Source organism: Aeromonas sp. A600620 (assembly GCF_029479985.1).
In the GTDB taxonomy this organism is placed as follows: Bacteria; Pseudomonadota; Gammaproteobacteria; order Enterobacterales; family Aeromonadaceae; genus Aeromonas; species Aeromonas veronii_A.
In genome coordinates, this window is record NZ_JAAKXB010000021.1 from 1 (window position 1) to 16,288 (window position 16,288).

A 16,288-nucleotide genomic window follows, 5' to 3' on the forward strand; every position below is an offset into this window, starting at 1 on the left:
GCCGGGTTGCCCGCCTGGTCGGTCACGTCCGCCTTGACGGTGAACTTGCCATCCGCCAGGCCGCTGGCCCCCAGGTCTACGGTGGTGCTGAACTTGCCGCCGGTCACGGTCGCGGTGAAGGTCACTGACTTGCCGTTCACGTCGGTCACGGTCAGGGTGACCTTCTGACCATCTTCCACGTTGCTGGTCGTGCCCTTGAGCTCGACCGCCTTGGCTTCCGCCACCGACAGGTTGCCATCGCCAATCGCCGCCAGGTCGATGCTCGGCAGGTCAGTATCCACTTCATAACCTTCGCTGTCGGTCGCGGTGGCGCTGTTGCCCGCCACGTCGGTGCTGGTCACACTGGCATCGATGGTGCGGTCGCCATCGGCCGCCAGATCGCTGCCCGCCACCAGGATGATGAAGCGGCCATCGGCAGCCACCTTGCCGGTGTATTCGGTGTTGTTGACGGTCAGGGTGACGGTGTCCCCTACCTTGAACTCGCCCGTCACGGTGCCGCTGACCGGGATCTGCTGACCCGCTTCAGCGGCGTTGATGACGTCGTCGGCGGTGATGTCGGCATCCAGGGTGATGGCCAGGTCAGGGGCCTTGCTATCAACACTGCCATCGTCGGTAGCGGTACCTGTGTTGCCAGACGGATCGGTGATGCTGGCCGTCACCTTATAGCTGCCTTCCGCCAGCGGAGTAGTGACATCTACGCTGTAACCACCACCCGGTTGCACGATGGCGGTCAACGTTTGTTGAGTGCCATTGGCATCGGTCACGACCAGAGTGACCGTGCTGCCAGCAGGTGCATCCGTAGTGCCCGTAATGGTCGGGGTGGTGTCATTGGTATTGTCAGGTGCATCAACAGTAATCACCGGAGCGGTTACATCCACACTGCCATCATCGGTCGCGGTGCCGGTGTTGCCGGCCGGATCGGTCACGGAAGCCGTCACCTGATAGCCCCCTTCGGCCAGCGGTGTGGCGACATCCACGGTGAAGGTGCCATTAGGTGTGACAATAGTGGTCAGGGTCTGCTGATTGCCGTTGGCATCGGTCACCACCAGGGTCACCGTGCTGCCAGCAGGCGCATCCGTGGTTCCGGTCAGGGTCGGAGTGGTGTCATTGGTATTGTCTGGCGCTACCACGGAGATGGTTGGAGGCGTAAGGTCAAATACCTCATCTTCTCCTGCAGCATCCAGCGGTGGCTCGCCATTGGTGTTGTAGGTGGTATCGAAGGTCGCTTCGGCAATGGTTGCGGAGCCGGTACGGTCGATGGTGACAAAACCGCCGTTGCCACTGGCTCCGGCGACACCACCAACCCCGCCACCACCGGCAGCAGGTGCACCGCCTGCTGCAGAGGCTTCAAAGGCCTGGGTCGGGTCAGCGCCACCCAAAATGGCTTCTTGCAGGGCACTGATATCATCGGGTGTGCCTGCGGCACTGTTTTGCGCCAGCTGGGGAGCATCTTCCTCTTCGGCAGGCTCACTCTGCTCGCTGGCAGGTTGCACATTGAAAGACTGTCCGCCGCCCATGAAACTGGCGCCATCCGGCGACATGATCACCGCCCCTTTCGGCAGCACATCCCCTTCCACCAGCAACTTGCGGCTACCATCTGCAGCCACCTGATAAACTTGACCTTTGAGCTGGGTGACGGTTACGCCCTGTTCCAGAGTAACGGAATTGGTAATCATGTTCTCTCCTGAATCCTGATTTGCATGCAAAAAGCCACAGCCTACTCTGCACAGAGAGAGAGCAAATAACCAGTTCGAAAATTCGAAAGAATAGACTGATTTGAGGCTGGACCGTTCAGCCAGACAGAAGGGTGATGAGGGGATTACCGAAAAGTAAAAACTAAAATTATCAATACATTACATTATAATGACAGGAGCATGACAAGCCATGCTCCTGTCAGAATTAACCCTATGCACCGGCCCAGAGGATGATGGCCAGCAGTTGCGGCGAGATGATCCGCAAGAACATCACCAGCGGGTAGACAGTGGCATAGGAGAGCGCACTGGCACCACTGGTCGGGTGCATGGCGTTGGCAAAGGCCAATGCGGGAGGATCCGTCATGGAGCCAGCCAGCAAGCCACAGAGGGTGAGATAGTTCATCTTGCCATAGAGACGCGCCAGCACCCCGACCACCAGCAAGGGGATCAGGGTAATCGCTGCCCCATATAGCATCCAGGAGGGGCCATCACCGTTGATCAGGGTATCAACAAAGCCGGCCCCTGACTTGAAGCCGACCACCGCCAGAAACAGCACTATGCCAATTTCTCTCAGCGCGAGGTTGGCGCTGGGGGGCATGAACCAGTAGAGCTTGCCGATGCTGCCGATCCGCGACAGGATCAGCGCCACCACCAGCGGCCCCCCCGCCAGACCCAATTTGAGAGCGGCCGGGAATCCGGGCAGGTAGAAGGGGATGGAGCCGAGCAATACGCCGAGACCGATCCCGATAAATACCGGCAACATCTGCACCTGCTGCAGTTTTTGCTGTACGTTGCCGACCACATTGGTGACAGCTTCGATGGCATCGAGGCGCCCCACCAGGTTGAGAATATCGCCAAACTGCAGGCTGGTCTGACTGGTCGGCACCAGTTCGATACCGGCACGGTTGAGACGGGAGATCACCACGTCATAGCGTTGTTTGATATCCAGATCGCGGATCTTCTTGCCAAGAACCTGCTCGTTGGTCACCACTACTCGCTCGACGCGCAGATCTGTGCCCCGAGTCGAGAGCGAGGTCTCCACCTCCTCCCCCAACACCAACAACACCTTGTGCAGCGCGTGACGCTCACCCACCAGGTGCAGCAAGTCACCCAGTTCGATACGGGATTCCGGCCGTGGCACCATCAGCTCGTCGCCCCGTTTGAGCCGTGAACAGATGACATCAGACTCGTCGAGACTCGGGATCTCGCTCAGCATCAGGCCGTGCATGTTGGGATTGCGCACCGCGATGTTGATGGTCTGCAAGCTCTCCTTGGTTTTACCGGTTTGTAGCTCGAACTGGGCGGCTTCATCGTCGATCTTGATGCGAAAGAAGACCCTGACCAGCCACATGGTGAGCAAAATGCCACAGATACCAAACGGATAGGCAACCGCATACCCCATCCCCATCAGGCCGGTAGAACCGGGCGCGGCGCCCAGCTCGGCCAGGATCTGCTGGCCCGCACCGAGGGATGGCGTATTGGTGACGGCACCGGAGAAGACCCCCAGAATGACCGGCAACGGCACATCGAAAAATTGATGCAAGCCAGCGGCCACCACGCAGCCAAGGATGACCAGCAAGGCGGCAAAGGCGTTGAGTTTGAGACCCGAACTGCGCAATGACGAGAAGAAACCCGGCCCGACCTGGATGCCGATGGTATAGACAAACAGGATCAGGCCAAATTCTTGAATAAAGTGAAGCGTTTGTGCATCCAGCGCGAGATCGGAGGCACCTGCAAAGTGACCCACAATGATGCCGCCGAACAGCACCCCCCCTATTCCTAACCCAACGCCATAGACTCGCCAGTTTCCCAGCCAGAGTCCCAGCACTGCCACCAGCGACAACATGCTGATGGAAAGCGCGATTTCACTCATTTCGTGCATCCTTTGCGAATTGAACTGGCCCTAGCTTGTCAGCAAACGCTGATGCCAACTGTGTGATACCGCACGAATTTATCCTTTTACGCGCTAAAAATACCAATTAAGGGCTAGTTGCAAGACGTTAGGCGACGTAGCCGTAAATGGCCATAAAGTGACAAACGCTGCCACCCAGCACAAAGAGATGCCAGATGGCGTGGTTATAGGGGATCTGCTTGGCCACATAGAAGATGACCCCGAGGCTGTAGATAAGGCCGCCAAGCCCGAGCAGCAGCAGCCCCTCACCGGCCAGATGGATATAGAGCTGGTAGATGACCACCAGCGACAGCCAGCCCAACATCAGGTAGGTAAAGAGCGACAACTTCTTGAAGCGGTTGATAAACACCAGCTTGAACACCACGCCAGCCAGCGCCAGGGCCCAGATCACCACCATCAACCCCTTCGCCAACGGCGTATCGAGCGCCACCAGCAGAAAGGGGGTATAAGTACCAGCGATCAGCAGATAGATGGCACAGTGATCAAACACCTTGCACCAGCGTCTGGCCCGCCCTTCCGCCATGCTGTGGTAAAGGGTCGAGGCGAGATAGAGCAGCACCAGACTGCCACCATAAAGGCTGTAACTCACCAGCGCCTGCGTACCCTGTCCCCATCCCTTGATGAGCAACAGCACCAGCCCGACAATCCCCAGCAACAATCCCGCACCGTGACTCAGCCGGTTTGCCAGCTCCTCCCGGGGGGAGTAATCCATCACACCACTCATAACATCGACTCCACAATAACTGTGGCTCACTCTACCCAGCGCCATTTCGGAGTACAAGTGTTCGCTTAAAAAATGGAGTGGCTGTCACCCGCCCCCCTTTGGTGTATGCTCTGCCGCCGATGCCCGACAGAAGCGGCATAGACACCAACACCGGTGACCTGGTCTGGAGAACCTGATGACGTTGACTGAGCTGTTTACACAAGCGGATCCCGCCTTTGGCGAGGCGATGAACACCTTGCTGGAGAGCTTCCACCACTCCGACGACAGTCAGGCTATCTACCAGCGCGACCAGTTCACCCACCAGCTCGCTCAATCCCGAATGCCTGCGGTCGGTCTCTCCATCGATGAGTATCTGGCGCGGCTGGCCACCCTGGTACCCGGCGCATCCCATCTCACCTCGCCACGCTACATGGGTCATATGACAGCACCATTGCCGGCCTTCACTGCCGAGCTGTCGCGCCTGCTGGTGATGCTCAACCAGAATCCGATGAAGATGGAGTCCTCCCGACTGCTCAGCTTTCTGGAGCGGGAGGTGCTGGCCAAGCTGCACCGCCTCATCTATGGCAGGGACGATGCTTTCTACGGCGAGCAGATGCATGCCAAGGATGCCGCCCTCGGCGTCATGACCAGCGGCGGCACCATCGCCAACGTCACGGCGCTGTGGCTAGCCCGCAACCGTGCCTGCGGCGACAACCTGTTCGCCCTCTATGAGCAGGGCTATCGCGGCGCCGTCATTCTGGGCTCCCGGCTGATGCACTACTCCTTCGACAAGGGGATGGATCTGTTGGGACTGGGCGCCCGCAGCGTCTGGCGCCTCGAGACCGACGAACAGAACCGGCTCAGTCTGGCCGCGCTGGAGCAGGCGCTGATCCAGAGCAAAGAGCAAAAATTGAAAGTACTGGCGCTGGTCGGCGTGGCGGGCAGCACAGACTTTGGCTCCATCGATCCCCTGCCGGAGCTGGCGGCCATCGCCGAACGCGAGCAGATCCACTTCCACGTGGATGCTGCCTGGGGTGGCCCGACCCTCTTCTCCCCCCGCTATCAAACCCTGCTGGCCGGGATCGAGCGAGCCGATACCGTCACCCTGGATGGCCACAAACAACTGCTGGTGCCGCTCGGTACCGGCATGCTGCTTTGCCGCCAGCCAGACCTGATGATGGCGGTCAAGCGGGAGGCCCCTTACGCCATCCGTGCCACCTCGTTCGATCAGGGTCGCTTTACCCTGGAGGGCACCCGCCCGGCCAACGCCCTCTATCTGGATGCCGCCTTCCAGCTGTTCGGCCAGCAGGGCTATGCCGACCTGCTCGAGGCCAACTACGACCGAGCCAGACTGATGGCCGAGCTTATCACCAGCAATCCGGCCTTCGAGTTGATGTCTGCTCCGGTGATGAACCTGCTCTCCTACCGCTGCATCCCGCCCCATCTACAGGGCAAGCTGCTGGACGAGACGGCCAACGAACAGATCAATGCCTTCAACGTGGCGCTGCAAAAAGCCCAGCGCGCCGAAGGGCACAGCTTTGTCTCCCGTACCCAGCGGGCGGTGGTACGCTACGGTGCCCAACCGCTCACCCTGCTGCGCGCCGTGCTGCTCAACCCGCTTATCGAAGAGCGCCATATCCGCGACCTGCTGGCCGATCAGCAGCGACTGGGGATATCCATTGCTCGCCAACTGTTTGGCGACAGCGCGGAACCGGCGTAAAAATGAGCGGTCTTATTCATTTGCCGTTGTCTGCTGTACAGGTAGACTGGGCGAAATTTGCAGGCCATCTTTGAGGACTAGGCGCCAACAATGAAGCAATTTATTGAATTTATTCCACTTATCGTTTTCTTTGCGGTCTACAAGTTCTACGACATCTATATGGCCACCGGCGCACTGGTGGTGGTCACCGGTCTGCAGCTCGCCTATAGCTGGATCCGCTATCGCAAAGTCGAGAAGATGCAGCTATTCACCTTCCTGCTGGTTGGCTTCTTCGGCGGCCTCACTGTCTTCTTCCACGATGACACCTTTATCAAGTGGAAAGTGACCGTCATCAACGTGCTGTTCGCACTGGGCCTGCTCATCAGCCGCTACGGCTTTGGCAAGAATCTGATCAAACAGATGTTGGCCAAGGAGCTGCAAGCCCCCGATGCAGTCTGGGACAAGGTCAATCTCGGCTGGGTCGGCTTCTTTACCGTCTGTGGCCTGCTCAACCTCTACGTGGCGTTCAACCTGCCGCAAGAGATGTGGGTCAACTTCAAGGTATTCGGCCTGCTGGGGATGACGCTGGTCTTTACCCTGCTGAGCGGCGTCTATCTCTATCGCCATATCCCTGCCGAGCAGTTGTCCCAGCAAAAAGACGAACCCAAAAAGTAACCCTCATCAGAAAAGGATTGTCTCATGTGGTATCTCATCTACTCCGAAGATGTCCCCGATAGCCTGCCACTGCGCAAGCAAGTTCGCCCTGCCCATCTGGCTCGCCTGCAAGCCCTGCAGGATGAAGGGCGCCTGCTGACCGCCGGCCCCAACCCGGCTATCGATGCAGAGGATCCGGCCGATGCAGGCTTTACCGGCAGCACCGTCATCGCCGAGTTTGCCTCGCTGGCTGACGCCAAAGACTGGGCCGATGCCGATCCCTATGTTGTAGCTGGCGTCTATGCCAAAGTGACCATCAAGCCGTTCAAGAAAGTCTTTTAAAACTGCGTCAAATACAAAGAGGCCGGAACGGATGTACAACCCGCTCCGGCCTCTTTTTATTGCGCGATGCTCAGCGCACCAACAAGGTCACGCTCTGGCGACAAACCAGGGATTGAGGATATCGGGCTTGTTGTAGGCAAGGGGTGAGCCATCGAGCTGGGTGACGCTGCCACCCGCCCCCTCCAGCACCGCCTGTGCAGCGCCGGTATCCCACTCGCAGGTAGGTGCGAGGCGCGGATAGAGCTCGGCGCCCCCCTCGGCAATGATGCAGAACTTCAGCGAACTGCCCATGGAAACCAGCTCGATCTCGCCAAAAGGAGCCAAGAAATCGAGGGTTTCCTGCGACAGGTGGTTGCGACTGCCCACCACTCGCCACGCCTCGCCTTCACGATGAGGCCGGGTCTGGATAGGCTCGCGCTTGCCATCGGCGATGCGCCAGGCACCGAGACCCTTTCCGCCATACCAGAGCTTGTCCAGCACAGGGGCATAGACCAGCCCCCAGCGCGGCGCCCCCCCTTCAATCAGCGCGATATTGACGGTGAACTCGCCGTTGCGGGAGACAAACTCCTTGGTGCCGTCGAGGGGATCCACCAGCCAGTAGCGGGACCAGCCGTGGCGTGCAGCCATCACCTCGGGCCCTGACTCCTCCGACAATACGGGAATATCCGGAGTCAGCCGCGCCAACCCCTGAACGATCACCTCATGAGCACCCTTGTCGGCCGCGGTCAGCGGACTCTCGTCGCTCTTGTACTCCACCGCGAAGGGCTGGCTGTAGATAGCCATGATGGCCGCTCCCGCCGCGCGAGCGACAGGTTCAAGTTCGGTGATATCGGGGTGGTACATAACAGGCTCGATCAGTGAGTGAGAAACCCAGTCTATCGCGTTTGTCATCAACCGCTTATAGCTGATTGCACTGGATTATATTGCCCCTGCTTCTCCTGCCCCTTGCTGCCATCGGCTGGTACCAACAGCACTTCGATACCGGCATTGCGCAGGCCGGAAAGGATATCGGCAGGCACGGCATCGTCGGTGATCAGGGTGTGAATACGCAAGGTATCGATGATCTTGTGCAGACTGCGCCGGCCAAACTTGGTGGAGTCGGTGACCACCACAATCCGCTCGGCCACCTGACACATGCAGCGGTTAAGGCGCGCCTCGTCCTCATGATGGGTGCTGACGCCGCGCTCCAGATCGATGCCATCCACCCCGAGAAACAGCATGTCAAAGTGGTAGTTTTGCAGGGACTGCTCCGCTTGCGCACCGTAGAAGGAGAGCGACTTGCGGCGCAGATGTCCGCCCGTCATCAGCAGCTCCACCCCCTCTGCTTCGAGCAGTTCATTCGCCACATTCATACCGTTGGTCATCACCAGGATCTCCTGATGTCCCTTCAGATGACGCGCCACCTCCAGTGTTGTCGTCCCCGAATCGAGGATAAGGCGACAACCGGAGGGCACCAGGGTCGCCGCCAGCGCACCTATCCGCTGTTTCACCGGGGTATTGAGCACACTCTTGTCGGCAATAGTGCGCTCCGGCACCGTCTGGCCAGGCTCGCACAGCAGGGCGCCGCCATAAGCGCGCACGGCCACCCCCTGCTTCTCCAGAAAGGCCAGATCGTTGCGGATGGTCACGGTAGAGACCTGATAGTGACTCGCCAGCTCGTTGACCTGAACGCTGCCATTGCTGCGCAGCTGCTGAATAATCCGCTCCCGCCGCTCGCTGGTTCCGAGCGCACCTTTTTCGCTTGTTTGCATAGTTCTTCTGCCGGAATGCTGTAGTGAAAGATCGCTTTCACTTCGTTACGTTTGCATATTAACGCTCAGCAAAGGTGCCAAATCAAGCCTTCATTACGCTTTACCACTACTCTCCCCATCTTTTTTCATCATTTAAATACTTTCGATGTCTTTCTTTTTGTGATCCCTTTCAAGATCTGATGACTCTTTTGTTTCGTTTTCTTTTGCTCACCACTACCGTAAAGAAAAGAAATCGAAAGAACCTTTCCATACGCAGCAACCAAGGGACATCAAAATGAAATCCATGCTGGCACTAGTCGAAAGACACAAACAGGGAGAACAGACCGGGATCTACGCCGTCTGCTCCGCTCACCCTCTGGTGCTGGAGGCCGCGCTGCGGCTGGCCGCCGAAGGGGATGAGCTGCTGCTGGTCGAGGCCACATCCAATCAGGTGGATCAGTTTGGCGGCTATACCGGCATGACCCCCGCCGACTTTCGCGATCGCCTCTACGAGCTGGCGGCACAGTGTCACTTTCCGGCGCAGCGCCTCATTCTGGGGGGCGACCATCTGGGCCCCAACCGCTGGCAGGGGGAACCGGCCGAGCAAGCCATGGCCCATGCCAGGGATCTCATCGCCAGCTATGTCGCTGCCGGGTTCAAGAAGATCCACCTCGACTGCAGCATGTCCTGTCAGGGCGATCCCGTTCCCCTGACCGATGAGCTGGTCGCAGAGCGAGCCGCACGGCTGGCGCAGATCGCCGAGCAAACCTGTCTGGCCACTTTTGGCGAGAGCGATCTGGTCTATGTGATTGGCACCGAGGTGCCGGTGCCGGGCGGTGCCCATGAAGATCTTGCCGAGTTGGCGGTCACCACGCCGGAGGCGGCGCGCCATACCCTCGAGGCCCATCAAGAGGCTTTCAACAAGGCGGGGCTGGCCCATATCTGGCCGAGGGTGATCGGTCTGGTGGTGCAACCCGGCGTCGAGTTTGACCATACCCGCGTCATCGATTACCGGCCCGAAAAAGCAGCCCCTCTTAGCCGGATGATCGAAGCCTATCCCCACATGGTGTTCGAGGCTCACTCCACCGATTACCAGACTCCTGAGGCCTACCGCCAGCTGGTACGCGACCACTTTGCCATTCTCAAGGTCGGCCCTGCCCTCACCTTCGCCCTGCGCGAAGCGCTGTTTGCCCTTGCCGCCATCGAGGAGGAGCTGGTGGTGGCCAAGGCCTGTTCAGGTCTGCGCAAGGTGATGGAAGAGACCATGCTGGAGCGCCCCGACTTCTGGCGCAGCCACTATCAGGGCAGTGCCAACGAGTGCCGGCTGGCCCGTGGCTACAGCTATTCGGATCGCATTCGCTACTACTGGCCCGATAGCCGGGTCGATGAGTGCTACGCCAGATTGCTGGCCAATCTGGCGGCGGAGCCCATCCCCTTGCCACTGCTGAGCCAGCATCTGCCCCTGCAGTATCGCAAGGTGCGTCAGGGCACGCTCTCGGCCAATCCCCATGACCTCATTCTCGATCAGGTGCAGGAGGTGCTGCGGCACTACGCCAGCGCCTGCACTGCGGCCTCTCGCCGCCATTCCCAGCTCGACCCCGTTGTATAAGGAGTTGCAGACATGATCCTTGGTTATCCAGAAGAGATGTTGCGCAGTGCCAATGGCCTGGCGACTGCCCGTGAAATTCGCCAACAACCCGCCACCTGGCGCGAGACCCTCACAATGGTCGAGGAGTGCCGTCCAGCATTGACCCGTTTTCTGGCCCCCCTGCTCGCCCGGCAAGAGCTGCGCATCATCCTGACCGGGGCTGGCACCTCCGCCTTTGCCGGTCGGGCGCTCGCCCCCTATCTCTCGGCCCACCTGCATGCCCGGGTCGAGGCGATCGCCACCACAGATATCGTCACCGATCCGGCCGAGTATCTGGCCGAAGATTGCCCAACCCTGCTTATCTCCTTTGCCCGCTCCGGCAACAGCCCCGAGAGCGTGGCGGCGGTCGAACTGGCCAGCCAGCTGCTCAGCCACTGCCACCATCTAGTGCTGACCTGCAACGGTGAAGGGGCGCTCTATCGCCGCTGCCAGCAAGATGCCCACTCTCTGGCCCTGCTGATGCCGCCCCAGACCAATGATCGCAGCTTCGCCATGACCAGCAGCCTGACCAGCATGATGCTGAGCTGTCTGGCTCTCTTTCTGCCGGAGCGGTTCAACCGCCAGCGTTGCGAGCAACTGGTCACCACCAGCGACGCCATTCTGGAGCAGGTTGTGCAGCGCGTACCGGCCTGGAACGAGACGTTGCCCGAGCGGGTCATCTATCTTGGCAGCGGCAGTCTGCAAGGGGTGGCGCAGGAGGCGGCACTCAAGTTGCTGGAGCTGACTGCCGGCCGTCTGGTCGCCATGTTCGACTCCCCCACCGGTTTTCGCCACGGCCCGAAATCGGTCGTCAACGAGCAGACGCTCATCGTGCTGCTCATCTCCAACGACCCTTACACCCGGCAATACGATCTGGATCTGCTACGCGAGCTGCGAAGCGATGGCAAGGCCGCCCGGGTGGTCGCCATCGCCGACCAGCCCCATCCCGTCATCGAGGAGGGGGAGCACATCTACCTGCCCCACACCCTGCATGGCGACGATGCCCAGCTCGCCTTCTGCTACCTGCTATATGCCCAGTACTACGCCTTCCATACCTCGCTGGGACTGGGGATCAGCCCGGACAATCCCTGTCCCACCGGTCAGGTCAACCGGGTCGTACAGGGGGTCAATATCTACCCGTTCCACCAAGAAGGAGTGCTGTGATGCCCAATATCGTATTGAGCCGGATCGATGAGCGCCTGATCCACGGTCAGGTCGGTGTCCAGTGGGTCGGCTTTGCCGGTGCCAATCTGGTGCTGGTCGCCAACGACGAAGTGGCAGAGGACCCCATCCAGCAGAACCTGATGGAGATGGTTCTGGCCGAAGGTATTGCGGTGCGGTTCTGGCCGCTCCAGAAGGTGATCGACAACATCCACAAGGCGGCGGATCGCCAGAAGATCCTGCTGGTCTGCAAAAACCCGACCGATTTCAACACCCTGGTTCAGGGAGGTGTCCCCATCTCCCGGATCAACGTCGGCAACATGCATTACGCCGACGGCAAGCGTCAAATCCACAAGACCGTATCCGTGGACGAACAGGACATCACCGCATTTCGCGCCCTACGGGACGCCCATGTCGAGTGCTATGTCCAGGGCGTGCCGACCGAACCGGCACAGGACATTTTCAATTTGCTCTGATTAAGGACAATTGTGATGGAAATCAGTTTGTTACAAGGTCTGCTGCTTGGCATCCTGGCGTTCTTCGCCGGACTCGACCTGTTCAACGGTCTGACCCACTTCCACCGTCCCGTGGTGCTGGGGCCGCTGGTTGGCCTCATCCTCGGCGACCTGCCCACAGGTATTCTGGTGGGCGGTACTCTGGAGCTGGTCTGGATGGGGCTGGCACCGCTGGCGGGGGCGCAACCGCCCAACGTCATTATTGGCACCATAGTCGGCGCCACCTTCGCCATCACCACCGGGGTCAAGCCGGATGTGGCGGTCGGGGTTGCCGTTCCCTTCGCCGTGGCCGTGCAGATGGGGATCACCTTCCTCTTCTCGGTGATGTCGGGGGTCATGTCCCGCTGCGATCGCATGGCCGAAGCGGCTGACGTGCGCGGTATCGAGCGGGTCAACTACCTAGCGCTGCTGGCTCTGGGCACCTTCTACTTCCTCTGTGCCTTCCTGCCTACCTACTTCGGGGCCGAACATGCCAAGGCGGCCATCGACGTGCTGCCCGCCCGACTCATCGACGGCCTCGGCGTTGCTGGCGGCATCATGCCCGCCATCGGTTTTGCCGTGCTGCTCAAGATCATGATGAAGAACGTCTATATCCCCTACTTCATCCTCGGTTTCGTCGCTGCCGCCTGGCTCCAGTTGCCGGTACTGGCCATCGCCGCCGCCGCGCTGGCCATGGCCCTGATCGACTTCATGCGCACCACCACCCCGCAAGCTCGTCCTGTTCAGGAGGAAACCGAAGATGGCATCTAACAACACAGCTGCGCGGATCATCTCCAGCGCCGAACCGCACAATACCCGGCCACAATCCGACGACACCTATGAAGATCAGCAGCTTGGCGCCGAGCTGACCAAGCAGGATATCAACCGCTTTGCCTGGCGCTCCCTGCTGCTGCAGGCCTCCTTCAACTATGAACGGATGCAGGCCTCCGGCTGGCTCTATGGATTGCTGCCGGCACTGCAGAAGATCCACACCAATCCGCGGGATCTCTCTCGGGCCATGAAAGGGCACATGGGCTTCTTCAACACTCACCCCTTCCTGGTCACCTTCGTGATGGGGATCGTGCTGGCGATGGAGCGCTCCAAGCAGAACGTCAACAGCATTCAGAGCACCAAGATCGCAGTCGGCGCACCGCTTGGCGGGATTGGCGATGCCATGTTCTGGCTCACCCTGCTCCCCATCTGTGGTGGCATAGGGGCAGATCTGGCACTGCAAGGCTCCATCATGGGTGCCGTGGTCTTCTTCCTGCTGTTCAACGTGGTCCACTTCGGCCTGCGTTTTGGTCTGGCGCACTACGCCTACCGCATGGGGGTAGCGGCCATTCCGGTCATTAAGGCCAATACCCGCAAGGTGGGCCATGCCGCCTCCATCGTCGGTATGACGGTGATCGGCGCGCTGGTCGCCACCTATGTGCGCCTTGGCACCACGCTGGAAATTACTGCTGGTGATGCAGTCGTCAAACTGCAGGCTGATGTGCTCGACAAGCTGATGCCCGCCTTCCTGCCGCTGCTCTACACCCTAGCGATGTACGCCCTGATCCGCAAAGGCTGGAGCCCGCTGCGCCTCATCGTCATCACGGTGGTACTCGGTATCGTCGGCAAGTTCGCCGGTTTCCTCTAATCCGGAGCCGGCAGTAAGCCGGCCCCCTTTGCAGTAAAGGAACAGACTATGTTGGGCATCATCATTTGTGGTCATGGCGGTTTCGCCAGCGGTCTGGAGCGCGCCATGCTGCAGATCCTCGGCGAACAGGAAGCGGTTATCGCCATCGACTTTCCCGAGAGCTCCACCACCGCCCTGCTGCAGGCACAGTGCGAAGCGGCGCTGGCAGAGGTCGACAAGGGGGATGGCGTGGTCTTCCTGACCGATCTGCTCGGCGGCACCCCGTTTCGGGTCGCCTCAACCCTCTCACTGCACCAGCCAGAGCGGGAGGTTATTACCGGTACCAACCTGCAACTGCTGCTGGAGATGGCGCTGGAGCGCGATGGCCTCAGCGCCCGTGAATTCCGCAGGCAGGCCCTTGATTGCGGCCACCGGGGGCTCACCTCGCTGGCAGATGAGATGAGTAAAGAGCGTCAGACAGATGTCGCTCTCGCCGAGGAGGGCATCTGATGGCCTCACGGATCCGTGCCCGTCGCCTGCTGACCGAACAGGGTTGGCTGGAACATCAGGAGCTGACCCATGAAGGGGGCATCATCACCGCTATCGACCCCATCACTGATGGCGATCCGGCGCGGGATGTCGAGCTGCTGGTGCCAGCGCTGATCGACGGTCATGTCCACGGCGGTGCCGGTGTCGATGTCATGGATAGCGAGGACAATGCCTTGGCAACCTTGTCGATGGCCAAGGCGACAGAAGGGGTCGGCGCTTTTCTTGCCACCACGGTCACCGCCCCACTCCCCGAGATAGAGCAAGCTCTTGCCCGCATTGCCGATGGCGTTGCCCGTGGCATGCCGGGCGCAGAGCTGCTCGGCTGCTATCTGGAAGGGCCCTACTTCACACCGGACAACAAGGGCGCCCACGATCAGGCGCTGTTTCGGGAGCTGGATATTGCCGAGCTGAACCACCTGCAACAGCTGGCGCGCGGCACCCTGAAGGTGGTCGCGCTGGCACCGGAAAAGCCCAACGCCATCGCGTCCATTCACCATCTTGCCGCAAACGGCGTGCGGGTAATGCTGGGCCACTCGGCGGCGGATCACAATACCACCATGGCGGCGCTGGCAGCGGGCGCCTCCGGGCTGGTGCACTGCTTCAATGGCATGCGCGGCCTGCACCACCGCGAACCCGGCATGGTCGGTGCAGGTCTTGTCCATCCCGCAGCTTGGCTGGAGCTGATCGCCGATGGCAATCATCTCCACCCGAGCGTGCTCAAGCTCTGTCACTGCTGCGCCGGCCAGCGCCTGCTCTTGATCACCGATGCGATGCGCGCCGCCGGTATGCCCGACGGTCACTATCTGCTTGGCAACTATCGGGTCGAGATGAAGAACGGCGTGGTACGCACCGAAACCGGCGGTCTGGCGGGCAGCACTCTCACCCTGCTTGGCGCCGTACGCAACATGGTGCAGCTGGCGGATGTGCCGCTCGATGAGGCCATCACAATGGCCTCGCTGGCACCCGCAAAGATGCTCGGCATTGCCGATCGCCTCGGTTCACTGGCAGTTGGCAAACAGGCCAATCTGCTCGCCCTCACCACTGAACTCAATCAACAACACATCTGGGTGGCTGGCCGGGAGATAAATCCGACCAACCTTTCCTCCCTTTTCTCAGGATCTCGCGTCAATCAGGACGCTCAGGAGTCACTATGTATCTGATCTCTTCCCATGAAATGCTCAAAGATGCCCAGCGCCGTGGCTACGCCGTACCGGCTTTCAACATCCACAACCTGGAAACCGTGCAGGTGGTGGCTCGCACCGCCGCTCGCATGCGCTCTCCGGTGATCTTGGCTGGCACCCCGGGCACCTATCGCCATGCCGGGGTCGAATATCTGGTCTCCATCTGTCAGGCAGCTGCTCATGAGTACCGCATCCCGCTGGTGCTGCATCTGGATCACCACGAAGACGAGCAGGACATCCACAACAAGGTCGAAGCGGGCATTCGCTCGGCCATGATCGATGCCTCGCACTTTCCGTTTGAAGAGAACATCGAGAAAGTACGCAGTGTGGTCACTTTCTGCCATCGCATGGGCGCCAGCGTTGAAGCGGAACTGGGCCAGCTGGGTGGTCAGGAAGATGACCTCATTGTCGATGCCGCAAATGCCAAATTTACCGATCCGCTGAAGGCTGCCGAGTTTGTCCGCCGTACCGGTATCGACTCGCTGGCCGTGGCCATCGGTACCGCACACGGCCTCTACAAGGAGGAGCCCCGTCTGGACTTTGCACGCCTCGCCGCCATTCGCGAGCAGGTAGATATTCCGCTGGTGCTGCACGGCGCCTCCGGCGTACCGGAGGCCGATGTGCGCCGCTGCATCGAACTCGGAATTTGCAAGGTCAACGTTGCGACCGAACTGAAGATAGCCTTCGCCGATGCAATGAAAGCCTTCCTTGGCTCTCATCCGGATGCCAGCGACCCGCGCCAGTATCTGGTACCCGCCATGGCCGCCATGGAGGAAGTTGTCGAGGCGAAAATCCGTATGTGCATGAGTAATAACAAGATTTGATAACAATAAAATTACGGTAACAGGTCTGGGAGATAATAATGATGGCTCGCGCATCCTTGCGAAATAAGGTATGGGAATTTGCCCAGAGTTTGGGGAAAAC

16 protein-coding genes are annotated in these 16,288 nt (G+C 59.9%); 11 read left to right on the forward strand and 5 right to left on the reverse strand.

All coding sequences use genetic code 11. The annotated features are described in order from the left end of the window. The 3 genes from G5533_RS19410 to trhA all read right to left on the reverse strand — a co-directional run. Nucleotides 1–1,676 (reverse strand): retention module-containing protein (locus tag G5533_RS19410; RefSeq protein WP_441255228.1); only part of this gene is annotated, 1,676 nt, incomplete at its 3' end. 229 nt (nucleotides 1,677–1,905) lie between these two features. Beyond that, nucleotides 1,906–3,567: a putative transporter gene (locus G5533_RS19415; RefSeq protein WP_441255229.1), complete on the reverse strand. Its 1,662-nt coding sequence runs from the start codon at nucleotides 3,565–3,567 to the stop codon at nucleotides 1,906–1,908. Between the two features lie 127 nt (nucleotides 3,568–3,694). Then, nucleotides 3,695–4,330, reverse strand: coding sequence for a PAQR family membrane homeostasis protein TrhA (gene trhA / locus G5533_RS19420; protein ID WP_005335337.1), 636 nt, complete (start codon nucleotides 4,328–4,330; stop codon nucleotides 3,695–3,697). A gap of 175 nt (nucleotides 4,331–4,505) precedes the next feature. Between trhA and G5533_RS19425 the strand changes: the two genes are divergently transcribed. The 3 genes from G5533_RS19425 (at nucleotide 4,506) to G5533_RS19435 (ending at nucleotide 7,004) form a co-directional block, all read left to right on the forward strand. Next, complete coding sequence (locus G5533_RS19425) at nucleotides 4,506–6,029, forward strand: aminotransferase class V-fold PLP-dependent enzyme (RefSeq protein WP_421210072.1); 1,524 nt, start codon at nucleotides 4,506–4,508, stop codon at nucleotides 6,027–6,029. 90 nt (nucleotides 6,030–6,119) lie between these two features. After that, nucleotides 6,120–6,683, forward strand: a complete 564-nt coding sequence (locus tag G5533_RS19430; RefSeq protein ID WP_005354349.1) for a septation protein A — start codon at nucleotides 6,120–6,122, stop codon at nucleotides 6,681–6,683. Nucleotides 6,684–6,707: 24 nt separating this feature from the next. Further along, on the forward strand, nucleotides 6,708–7,004 hold the full coding sequence (locus G5533_RS19435; protein WP_236285758.1) for a YciI family protein: 297 nt from the start codon (nucleotides 6,708–6,710) through the stop codon (nucleotides 7,002–7,004). An 87-nt stretch (nucleotides 7,005–7,091) separates the two neighbouring features. Here G5533_RS19435 and cysQ read toward each other — a convergent pair whose 3' ends face one another. Then, nucleotides 7,092–7,847: a 3'(2'),5'-bisphosphate nucleotidase CysQ gene (cysQ, locus tag G5533_RS19440; RefSeq protein WP_421260601.1), complete on the reverse strand. Its 756-nt coding sequence runs from the start codon at nucleotides 7,845–7,847 to the stop codon at nucleotides 7,092–7,094. Between the two features lie 47 nt (nucleotides 7,848–7,894). Continuing rightward, complete coding sequence (locus G5533_RS19445) at nucleotides 7,895–8,755, reverse strand: DeoR family transcriptional regulator (protein WP_136501973.1); 861 nt, start codon at nucleotides 8,753–8,755, stop codon at nucleotides 7,895–7,897. A 274-nt stretch (nucleotides 8,756–9,029) separates the two neighbouring features. Here G5533_RS19445 and kbaZ point away from each other — a divergent pair, with 274 nt between their 5' ends. From kbaZ to G5533_RS19485, 8 genes are read left to right on the forward strand one after another with little or no spacing between them, the layout of a single operon-like run. After that, a complete protein-coding gene (gene kbaZ / locus G5533_RS19450; protein ID WP_441255230.1) occupies nucleotides 9,030–10,343 on the forward strand; it encodes a tagatose-bisphosphate aldolase subunit KbaZ in 1,314 nt (437 codons plus the stop codon). A gap of 12 nt (nucleotides 10,344–10,355) precedes the next feature. After that, complete coding sequence (locus tag G5533_RS19455; protein WP_441255231.1) at nucleotides 10,356–11,525, forward strand: SIS domain-containing protein; 1,170 nt, start codon at nucleotides 10,356–10,358, stop codon at nucleotides 11,523–11,525. Next, nucleotides 11,525–11,998: a PTS N-acetylgalactosamine transporter subunit IIB gene (gene agaV, locus G5533_RS19460; protein WP_005340902.1), complete on the forward strand. Its 474-nt coding sequence runs from the start codon at nucleotides 11,525–11,527 to the stop codon at nucleotides 11,996–11,998. Before G5533_RS19455 ends, agaV begins: the two co-directional genes overlap by 1 nt. 15 nt (nucleotides 11,999–12,013) lie before the next feature. Continuing rightward, nucleotides 12,014–12,787 carry a PTS N-acetylgalactosamine transporter subunit IIC gene (gene agaW, locus G5533_RS19465; protein ID WP_005354369.1) on the forward strand — a complete coding sequence of 258 codons (774 nt, stop codon included), beginning with the start codon at nucleotides 12,014–12,016 and terminating at the stop codon, nucleotides 12,785–12,787. Continuing rightward, nucleotides 12,777–13,655: a PTS N-acetylgalactosamine transporter subunit IID gene (gene agaE, locus G5533_RS19470; RefSeq protein WP_005354370.1), complete on the forward strand. Its 879-nt coding sequence runs from the start codon at nucleotides 12,777–12,779 to the stop codon at nucleotides 13,653–13,655. Before agaW ends, agaE begins: the two co-directional genes overlap by 11 nt. Before the next feature lie 48 nt (nucleotides 13,656–13,703). Then, nucleotides 13,704–14,144: a PTS galactosamine/N-acetylgalactosamine transporter subunit IIA gene (agaF, locus tag G5533_RS19475; protein ID WP_115522006.1), complete on the forward strand. Its 441-nt coding sequence runs from the start codon at nucleotides 13,704–13,706 to the stop codon at nucleotides 14,142–14,144. Next, complete coding sequence (gene nagA, locus G5533_RS19480; protein ID WP_421255826.1) at nucleotides 14,144–15,343, forward strand: N-acetylglucosamine-6-phosphate deacetylase; 1,200 nt, start codon at nucleotides 14,144–14,146, stop codon at nucleotides 15,341–15,343. The genes agaF and nagA overlap by 1 nt, the downstream gene beginning before the upstream one ends. Beyond that, nucleotides 15,334–16,188 carry a tagatose bisphosphate family class II aldolase gene (locus G5533_RS19485; protein ID WP_421210083.1) on the forward strand — a complete coding sequence of 285 codons (855 nt, stop codon included), beginning with the start codon at nucleotides 15,334–15,336 and terminating at the stop codon, nucleotides 16,186–16,188. The genes nagA and G5533_RS19485 overlap by 10 nt, the downstream gene beginning before the upstream one ends. Nucleotides 16,189–16,288 lie beyond the last annotated feature (100 nt).